This window comes from Okeania sp., assembly GCF_983059655.1.
Genome location: NZ_CEZPJD010000117.1, coordinates 3,167 through 12,305, shown reverse-complemented (window position 1 = coordinate 12,305; position 9,139 = coordinate 3,167). Strand labels below are relative to the sequence as shown.

8 protein-coding genes are annotated in these 9,139 nt (G+C 36.2%); 7 read left to right on the top strand and 1 reads right to left on the bottom strand.

What is annotated here, in order from left to right; genetic code table 11:
* Positions 1-49: 49 nt before the first annotated feature.
* Positions 50-1,552, bottom strand: a complete 1,503-nt coding sequence (locus AC3DU7_RS09415; RefSeq protein ID WP_488039091.1) for a bifunctional orotidine-5'-phosphate decarboxylase/orotate phosphoribosyltransferase — start codon at positions 1,550-1,552, stop codon at positions 50-52.
* Between the two features lie 336 nt (positions 1,553-1,888).
* Here AC3DU7_RS09415 and AC3DU7_RS09410 point away from each other — a divergent pair, with 336 nt between their 5' ends.
* The 7 genes from AC3DU7_RS09410 to AC3DU7_RS09380 form a co-directional block, all read left to right on the top strand.
* Complete coding sequence (locus AC3DU7_RS09410) at positions 1,889-2,602, top strand: hypothetical protein (RefSeq protein WP_488039090.1); 714 nt, start codon at positions 1,889-1,891, stop codon at positions 2,600-2,602.
* 36 nt (positions 2,603-2,638) lie between these two features.
* Entirely contained in the window at positions 2,639-3,106 is a 468-nt protein-coding gene (locus tag AC3DU7_RS09405; RefSeq protein ID WP_488039089.1) for a hypothetical protein, read from the top strand.
* Positions 3,107-3,247: 141 nt separating this feature from the next.
* Positions 3,248-3,532, top strand: coding sequence for a hypothetical protein (locus AC3DU7_RS09400; protein WP_488039088.1), 285 nt, complete (start codon positions 3,248-3,250; stop codon positions 3,530-3,532).
* A gap of 76 nt (positions 3,533-3,608) precedes the next feature.
* Positions 3,609-4,052 (top strand): type II toxin-antitoxin system VapC family toxin, encoded by a 444-nt coding sequence (locus AC3DU7_RS09395; RefSeq protein ID WP_488039087.1) that lies wholly within the window; start codon positions 3,609-3,611, stop codon positions 4,050-4,052.
* A complete protein-coding gene (locus AC3DU7_RS09390) occupies positions 4,052-4,261 on the top strand; it encodes a hypothetical protein (protein ID WP_488039086.1) in 210 nt (69 codons plus the stop codon). The genes AC3DU7_RS09395 and AC3DU7_RS09390 overlap by 1 nt, the downstream gene beginning before the upstream one ends.
* A 291-nt stretch (positions 4,262-4,552) precedes the next feature.
* Positions 4,553-5,254, top strand: a complete 702-nt coding sequence (locus tag AC3DU7_RS09385) for a Uma2 family endonuclease (RefSeq protein ID WP_488039085.1) — start codon at positions 4,553-4,555, stop codon at positions 5,252-5,254.
* Positions 5,255-5,411: 157 nt separating this feature from the next.
* A partial coding sequence (locus AC3DU7_RS09380; protein WP_488039084.1) for a tetratricopeptide repeat protein occupies positions 5,412-9,139 on the top strand: 3,728 nt, incomplete at its 3' end.

Genomic DNA, 9,139 nt, shown 5'->3' with positions numbered 1-9,139 from the left:
AAAAACTTTCTTCCTTCTAGCCTTTTCTTCCCTTATGCCTTCCTTAATTTTAATGATGATTTTTAAGCATATCAAATTGTTCGGAATTAATCTTACTAGACTCATATAAAGTTTGAGCAATTTCTGTCAAAGTCAATACCGAATAACTCCTATATCCATTTATTTGTAACTTATCTTTTACACCCCGTTCATGGTCAATAAAAACAACAATATCTTCTACTTGCAATCCCACTGATTTAAGTTTATCTGCTCCCTTCATTACACTATTACCGCTAATCATAATATCATCCACAACTACAATTTTTTCCCCTGGTTGAAAATGTCCCTCAATTAATCTACCAGTACCATGAGCTTTCACCTCTTTCCGAGGAAATATCATCGGACGTTCTAGACGCAAAGCTAAACCCGTAGCAGTGGGTAATGAACCATAAGGAATACCTGCTATTCTATCAAATTCCAAATCTTTGAGAATCTCTGCATAAGCAGTAACTATTTTATGGAATATTTGAGGAATAGAAATGATTTTTCGTAAGTCTATATAATAAGGAAAAGTCGCCCCTGATGCTTGTACATGGTCGCCAAAAATAATACAGCCAATATCGTAAAGTTGTAAGATTAAATCCCGATGTGGTTCATGCTTTAAAAAACAAACATCTGGCAACCATAATTCACAGGTCGGACTACCTTCAACTACCTGTAGACGTTGTTCATTAATCCTATCTCTTAAGGTTTCAATTTCTTGATTAGGATGTGCTGTACCAAATAATTTTGATGGAATTGGTAATAATAATCCTTCACCATTAATATTCAAACCAGCAGCTAAAAGTTGAGTTAATTCTTCAGGATTAGCAATATCATTTTCTTCCGCTATATCTCCCTGAATTAATATTAGTCTTTCTGGAGCAATTTTTCTGATTCTAGCGAGAATATCCGGCATTACTCCTACTTCTAAACCTAACTGTTCAATACTTCCCCAACTTTGAGCTTCTTCTATTAATTTGAGATAAAGAGGTTGCTCTTGATTTGGGTATTCTTGTAATACTGCTGCAGAAGAATTTGCTGTAGCACAAAGTAGAAAAACTGTTTTACCTGGATAAAGTAAAAAAGGTGCAACTAAATCGAGACCAGTGTAAGGTGAAATTGTACAAGCATCTACTTGTAAATCTTGAAAAATAGTCTTCGCAAATACTGTACTTGTATTAAGGTCCCCGTGTTTCACATCTAAAATAATTGGAATTTCAGAAGGAATAGTTTTTATGGTTTGCTGAAGTAGTTCTAAACCGGGTATCCCCAAAGATTGATAATAGCCTAGAGAAAGTTTATAAGCACATACATATTTTTCGGTTTCAGTTATTAAAAAATAGAGCCACTCACTCCAATATTGAATTAATTCTTGATTATCTTTTTCTGGAGGGTTGGCAAATAAATATTTTGCTGGAATATTTTGGTGGGCAACTTCTTTAGGTAGACTTTCTGGGTCTGGATCTAATTCGAGATAAAGTAAACTTTGATTCCGTTCTATACTGTTTAGTAGTTTGTCGAAAAAGTTCATAATGGTTTATTCTGACTCCGAGTGCTGTAATTATTTAAAATTATAGTAAGCAAACAGCTGTCAGCTATCAGCATTTCAGCTATTATTTTTAATTTTGGATAAAAGCTTTACTAATTGAGGCAGAATTTATACTTACTACTACCAAAGTCGGCTTTAAAGTCTATATTCATTTAAACCTCCTCATAAGAGCTGAGAGCTGACAGCTAATAGCTGAATGCTTACAAATTATATGATAATTTATTACTTAATTTATACAAGGTATTATTAAAATTTAGGTACTTAGTGAGCAAGGCTCCTACTATGGCCTATATCTTAACAGTTAATCAATAATAATCTATGGAGGAAATCTCTATTTTGCAAGCTAAGGAGATAAAGGCACAATTAAAATCTTTGATTCAAGAAGCATCTTCAGTAGATTCAGATTTGGCAAAAAGATTAAATGAAGTAAATCAATGGATTAAACATTTAAAACCTGGTACTCTGACAACTAAAAAATTTGTGATGCTTTTTTTGAAACAGCTTATTAAAGATTCTCAAATTTTCCTAATTCTTAAATCTATCCCAAAGGAAATTGAGCGAGAATTTTACTATGGTCAAATGACTCCTACAGAACAATATTGGTATAAAGAATTATTCCCAAAATGGCTACAAGAAAAAGACCCTAAATTTTATATTTGGAAACAAAAACTAATGTCAGGAAAGTTTACTCAGGAAGATAGGGAAATAATTCAGGCGATCGCTAATCAAATTGAACTTAATCAAGGCACAGCTTTACAACGCTATATTTTTGATTTGTCAATGGCAACAGATATTATTGTTAGTGGTAGTCAAGAGAAACCCTTATGTATTCAACTTACAAGTTTATCTAAAAAATTTGCTAAAGATAAAGCAGAAAAGTGGCAAGATACTCTAGTATTTTGGGAAATTGACAGAGGACTTTTTTTAAGCTATAATCCAGGGAAAAAAGATTTTAAAAATGAATTAGTCAAAACCATATTAGATAACAGCGACAATCTCCAGAAAGGTAATTATTTAAAGTGTAGTTTGTAACTGAATGTAGATCGACGGAGGAAAAATATTAAGATTATGGTGACAAACAAAAAAAATTCTCCCGAAGAGAAATTAACAGAGTTTACTAAACTATTAGAATCAGCTCGAAAATTACAAGATGATATTTTAAATTATGGCTTAGATGCAGCAGACCTTTATGTGGAAGATATTGATGGAGATTGGTTAGAAAATTGGGATGATAATACTTATGTTGACTCTATAGTTTTTCTGCTCGAAAGTAATGACTTAGTAGCAGTAAAAGTGAGGGAAAGATTAAAAGAAAAATCTACACCAGAAATTGCTTCAGAGTTAGAAAAAATGTGGCAAATTTCTGACGAGTATGACCGTCTTTTTGCTGTAAAAAAATTATTGGCTGGTGGTGTTAGTGTCGGTAGTAATAACCGAGATATAAGCGATAAAAATGAAGATGATGGAATTGAACTTTTGGAGTTAGCTGAAGAATTGCTAGAGAAATTAGATAATATTTTTGAGGAACAGGAATAATGGAGAATAAGTAATAAGAGAATTGAAGCGATATAGCTGCCGCCACCATCCTCCGCCAACGCTCTTTCCCAATTACTTCTCACCAAAGGATAGTTCATATCCAGTTCTGCGTTAAAATGCTAAAAAATTACTTGTCAGCTTATGTCAAATCATACTATTATTCTGCCCGAAGAAACTTACAAAGCTCTCTTGGAGGTTGCTAGAGAACATGATATAACTCCTGAAAATTGGATTGCTGCCCAATTATCTAAACAGCGAGTTCAGCCGAATACTACCCCAACAGCAGAAACACTTTTGTCGGAGCTAACAGCAGATTTAATTGGTGCTATTGATAGTCAAGCAGAACCTCGTTATCAGTCTCAGAAAACTCATTTTGGAGAACAGCTTGCTAAAAAACTCTCTAAACAAGGAATCCGACGACCGTGATTTTAATTGATACCGGATCTCTAATTGCTCTCATCAACATAAGCGAGTAGTTTGACAATTATTGACATTGATTGAGATGGATTTAATTTACCTAGATTATAACTGTTTTCAAAGGGGGTTTGACGACCCACAACAAACAAGAATCCAGATGGAAGCTTTAGCCTGTCAGGAGCTATTTATCAGGGCAGAAGCGGGAAGTATAAAGTTAGTGTGGTCTTTTATGCACTTAGATGAAACTAATCTTTGTCCTTTTCCAGATAGAAAATATGCTATTTTGGGAATGGCAAGTCTTTGCCAAGTAAGGCTAGGACCTACAGAAGATATTTTGCAATTAGCTAAGTCGTTTCAGACTACAGCTAATCTTTCATCAAAAGATGCTCTTCATCTAGCTTGCGCTGTTGAGGTTAAGGCAGATTTATTTTTAACTTGCGATGACGATTTGAGAAAAAAAGGGCAAAATTTGAACCTAATAATAAAGGTTTTAAATCCCATAAATTATATTACAAAGGAGGCAAATTAATGGAAAATGTTCGGGTGATGGATGATACGGAAATTAGAGTTAAAGGTATGGAGGCTTTGTACAAGTCTCTTGGAGTTGCTGGAGCTTTACGGTTTCTGAGCTTGCTGCATCGAGAACAAACTGATTATGTAGATGTTTCTAAGAGAGTTTATCGGGAACAAACTATTGATGAGATTTTTGCCAGGGCAGGGCAAAACTGGCAAGGGTAATGGGGGCGATCGCTCCTTTGTTTGATAAAAAAACAAAAATCCAAGGAGTTAAGCTAGTTGATTGAAGCTTATTTTCAGGAAATACGCAGTTTGCTCGAATCTATATCATCAGTCTCAGAAAACTTATTTTGGAGAACAGCTTGCTAAAAAACTCTCTAAACAAGGAATCCAAAATACAGCAGTTAAACCTAGTTTTCTATAGTCAACAACGAGCGATTTTTGTGCTATAAACTAACAATAATATCGTGCTATAATTCTAATCATACTTATTAAGTTATAAGGTGAAGCACAATGGTTTTAACTGCCCAACAATTAGAGGCAATAATGCCGGATGCTACTCAACTAGAAAGCGACGAACCCGAAATGGAAAGCTCTCAACATTATATGCAACTGATGTTGCTAGTTATTTGTCTGGAATGGTTGTGGCGCGATCAAAATGATTATTTTATTGGTGCTAGTTTGAGTATTTTTTACAGTCGCCAGCAGCTAAAAAATAGGGAATTTGGGGGTCCTGACTTTTTCTTGGTTAAACAAACTGAAAAGCGACCTCGGAAGTCATGGGTAGTTTGGGAGGAAAACGGTAAATATCCTAACTTAATTATCGAGTTATTATCAGACTCTACTGCTAGAGTCGATCGCAACTTAAAAAAAAATTTATATCAAGATAATTTCCGCACCCCAGAATATTTTTGGTTTGACCCCGAAACCTTGGAATTTATGGGATTTCGTTTAGACAAAAATCGCTATCAAGAAATTCAACCGAATAACCAAGGTTGGCGTTGGAGTGAAGAATTAGAATTATACTTAGGAGTAGATGGAGGTCAATTGCGTTACTTCACTGCTAACGGCGAACGAGTTCCGACTCCTCAGGAAGCAGCGATAGAAGAACAATTGCTAGTTCAAGAGGCTCAATCGCAAGTTCAACAAGAACGAGAACGAGCGGAACGCTTGGCTCAACGTTTGCGAGAACTGGGTATTAACCCCGACGAGTAATATTAAGTCCTTATGTAGGGGCGAATGGCTATTCGTCCTCTATAGGGTTTTGGTTAGGACGTGAGGCGATCGCTCTGAAAAGCACTGTTAATATCAATTTCTGGGTTAAAATGCTAAAAATTTACTATTTTATTCAACTATAAGTTTATCAAAAATTATGGCAAAAGGGTTTGGGGTGCCAAAGGGTAAAAAGGTATCTAAACGGCAAAAAGCTTATTTAAAGTTGATTGAAAAATTGCTGAATTGTCCGAGGGGTAAAGAAGAAAAAGTTTTAAGGGATAACCAAGATTTAATAGATGTTGGTTTAGTTAAGACAATGACAATAATGGCTACGAAATTTGCTGAATCAGGAGAGAGAAAATCTGCCAATTTTTTAATGGGTATTGCTAAGTATTTATATGAAGAATTAGAATTATCAAACAACTTTTTAAATTCCAGTAGCGCTACAAAAAATATCTCTGGCATGGCAGAAAAAGAATATTTTGAGAAGTTTTTGTTTCAGATGTTGTCAATGACTGTAGCAAGCAATGGCAACCCCAAAGCTACACACCCAATTTTACAAACTTATCTAGAGCAAGACCAGGATTTTATTCCCAAGTTTTGCAGTTGGATAATGAAAAAAATGTCAGAGGCAACTCCGGAAGAAGCTATAGGTTATGCTAGCGTTTTTAGTTTTTTAGGAAATGGAATTTCGGGATTTTCTTTGGGCAATATTGCCGATAATTTAGAAGCAGCGATCGCTTGTTTTCAGGTGGCTTTGTCAATTGCAGAACAATATGAATATGCTGACTTCACAGGAGCATTAAAACCTACAACATTACATTTATTAGCCATTGCTTACTGTAAGAGAATTACAGGAGATGAAGCTGAAAATATAGAGTTAGCAATAGGTAAATTTGAAGAAGCATTGCAGTTAATTACTCGTGAAACTGAACCGGAACTTTGGGGGCAAATTCATAACAGTTTAGGTCTTGCATATCGGGATAGAATTTGGGGAGATAAAACAGAAAATTTAGAGTTATCAATAGCCTATTATGAAAAGGCTTTACAAGTTCGTACTCGTGAGGAATATCCTGAAAAATGGGCACAGACTCAAATGAATTTAGCAGTTGCTTATCGTCACCGAATTCAGGGCGACAAAGCAGAAAATTTAGAACTAGCAATAGCAGCAAATCAAGCAGCTTTACAAGTTTATAGTCATCAAAAATTTGCTGTTGACTGGGGTGACGTTCATCTCAATTTAGGTAATGTTTACCTTCACCGAATTGTAGGTGATAAATCAGAGAATTTAAACTTGGCTATTGCCTCCTATAAAAATGCTTTGCGAGTTATTACTAAAAATAGATTTCCCCAGAAGTGGGCAATGGCAAAAATGAACTTGGGTAATGCTTATAGAGATAGTCAGATAAATGAAGCTCTTGCTTGTTATCGAGCAGCATTTGAAATATTTACCCCTACTAATTTTCCCCAAGAATGTTTTAGAAATGGCTACAATATGGGGAATGCAGCCTTTTTTGCTGAGTTATGGCCAGAAGCAATAGAAGGATTTGCTGCTGCTGTTGAAGGGATCGAACAAATTCTCAATCGGGCAGAGTCAGAAGCTCGCCGTCAGGAGATTCAAGCAGAAGCTATTGATGTATATGAAAAGTTAGTAACTGCTTGTGTTAAAAATGGTGAGCTAGATTTGGCAAAGGAATATGCAGCTCGTTCGGGTTCGGTTCGCCTGGTTAATAAATTTGCCAATAACGACCAAGATTTAGATTTAGACAAAGAGACTGTAGATTTCTGTATTCAGGTATTGACAAACAGTTTTCAAGGTGATGAAGCATTATATCCGTTACTAGAAGCAAACTTAGACAAACTTGATGATAAATTTGCGATAGTTTTGCGTCGTTTAGGAGAGCATATTAAATCTCAAATCAAACCAGAGCAAGTTGTCGAATTATCTAATTTGGGGATAGCTTTGCGGGAGCTAGGAGAGCGTAATTTGTTGAATACACCGGAATCTTTACTAGAAACAGAGCAAAAATTATTAATAGATTCCTCAATAAGGATATTGCTGGGTTTGCAGATTTTTAGTCTACTGATTTTGGAGTTTACTAAGGGTAACAGAAGTACAAACATTGAGATTGCTATTGTTGGTTATGAAGTATTGGAAAATATTTTTACCCGCGAAATATCTCCTCTGCATTGGGCAGTATTTCAAGGAGACCTGGGTATTGCCTACAACAATAGATTTCGTGGCGATCGCCAATCGAACTTAGAAAAAGCTATTGCTTGTTGTCAAAATGCTTTGCAAGTCTTAACCCCAGAATCAGAACCCAAAATTTGGGGTTCAATTCAAACTAACCTCGCGATTTACTACTCCGACAGGATCAAAGGCGATCGCTCCGAAAACCAAAAAAAAGCAGTTACTTATTACGAAGAAGTATTAAAAATATGCACCCGCGACAAATTTCCCGAACAGTGGGGAAATGCCATGAGAAATCTAGGTACAATTTATCTAGAAAAAGTTAGCGGAAATCCTGTCGAGAATTTAGAGAAAGCTATTTCTTACTATAAACAAGCAGCTCAAGTCTTAACTATTGAGGAATTTCCCACAGATTGGGGTGCTATTCAAGAAAGTTTAGGTCTAGCTTACCACAATAGAATTAAAGGAGATAATTTAGATAACCTCGAACAAGCAATGAAATATTGCCAAGCTGCACTAAAAGTTCGCACCCGCGAGGATTTTCCCAAAGATTGGGTCAGAACTTTATGTCTACTGGGCAACATCTACAAAACTATCAATTCTTCAGACAGTATAGAGCGAGCTATTCAATGCCATCAAACTGCACTAGAAGTAGCTGCTATAGAAGGAATGCCTATGGAATGGGCAATGCTTCATCTTAATTTAGGTGTAGCTTATAGCGATCGCTCTCAAGGAGACAAGATATCTAATATCAAGAGCGAAATCAACCATTACAAAGCTGCCTTACAAGTTTATACTCCCAGATCGTATCCTCAACAGTGGGCAAGTTTGCAAAACAACATCGGTCTTTGCTACGCCAGAGTAGGGGAAACTGAAACAGAAATTCGACACTTACAACTATCCCTAGAAGTTTGTACTCGTGAGACATTCCCTCAAGATTGGGCAAGTACCCAATACAACCTTGGTCTTGCCTATCGTAGATTAGGAGCTATAATAGAAGCAATTAACTCTTTCAATTTGTCCCTAGAAATTTTTACACCTAATACCTTTCCAGTAGATTGTTTTGACTCTGGGCGTAGTTTAGGAGATTTGGAATTTGACAGGAAGCGGTGGGAAGAAGCAATTAAAGCTTATGAGCTTGCCATTGAAGCAGTAGAAATCGGTCGCAGTTGGACAGTTTCTGAATATCGTCGCCAAAAAATAATGGAAAACGTTATTGATGTTTATTTTAATATGGTGCAAACTTGCATCAACGCAGGCAACTTAGAAAAAGCTCTCGAATATGCTGAACGCTCTAAGTCAAAACGCCTGGTAGACTTGATGGCAAGTAACGACCTCAGTCAAGGTGGCGAAATTTCTCCAGAAGTTCAGGAGTTACTACAGCAGTATGACTACCTGCAACAACAAATCGACCAACAACACCATCAAAAGAGTTCCGATAATGACCGAACCATAACAGAAGTAGGAAGTATAAGTAATCAAAGAGCATCTCTCAACGCCTACAACGAAAACGTCGCCCACCTAGAATTTCAAAAACAAAAAATCTGGGAACAACTCAGACAACTTGACCCAGTTTTAGCAGGAGAAATTCAGGTAACTACCCCAGACATTCCTGCCATGCAGAAACTTATCGACAAACCTACTACCGCCATCCTCAGTTTTTACAACACTGCCGACAATACCTATATATTTGT

What these genes read in the sequence shown, in the direction of transcription:
- AC3DU7_RS09400 (WP_488039088.1), top strand. Translation starts at nt 3,248, where the DNA reads ATGTCAAATCATACTATTATTCTGCCCGAAGAAACTTACAAAGCTCTC.
- AC3DU7_RS09390 (WP_488039086.1), top strand. Translation starts at nt 4,052, where the DNA reads ATGGAAAATGTTCGGGTGATGGATGATACGGAAATTAGAGTTAAAGGT.
- AC3DU7_RS09385 (WP_488039085.1), top strand. Translation starts at nt 4,553, where the DNA reads ATGGTTTTAACTGCCCAACAATTAGAGGCAATAATGCCGGATGCTACT.
- AC3DU7_RS09405 (WP_488039089.1), top strand. Translation starts at nt 2,639, where the DNA reads ATGGTGACAAACAAAAAAAATTCTCCCGAAGAGAAATTAACAGAGTTT.
- AC3DU7_RS09395 (WP_488039087.1), top strand. Translation starts at nt 3,609, where the DNA reads ATGGATTTAATTTACCTAGATTATAACTGTTTTCAAAGGGGGTTTGAC.
- AC3DU7_RS09415 (WP_488039091.1), bottom strand. Translation starts at nt 1,552, where the DNA reads ATGAACTTTTTCGACAAACTACTAAACAGTATAGAACGGAATCAAAGT.
- AC3DU7_RS09410 (WP_488039090.1), top strand. Translation starts at nt 1,889, where the DNA reads ATGGAGGAAATCTCTATTTTGCAAGCTAAGGAGATAAAGGCACAATTA.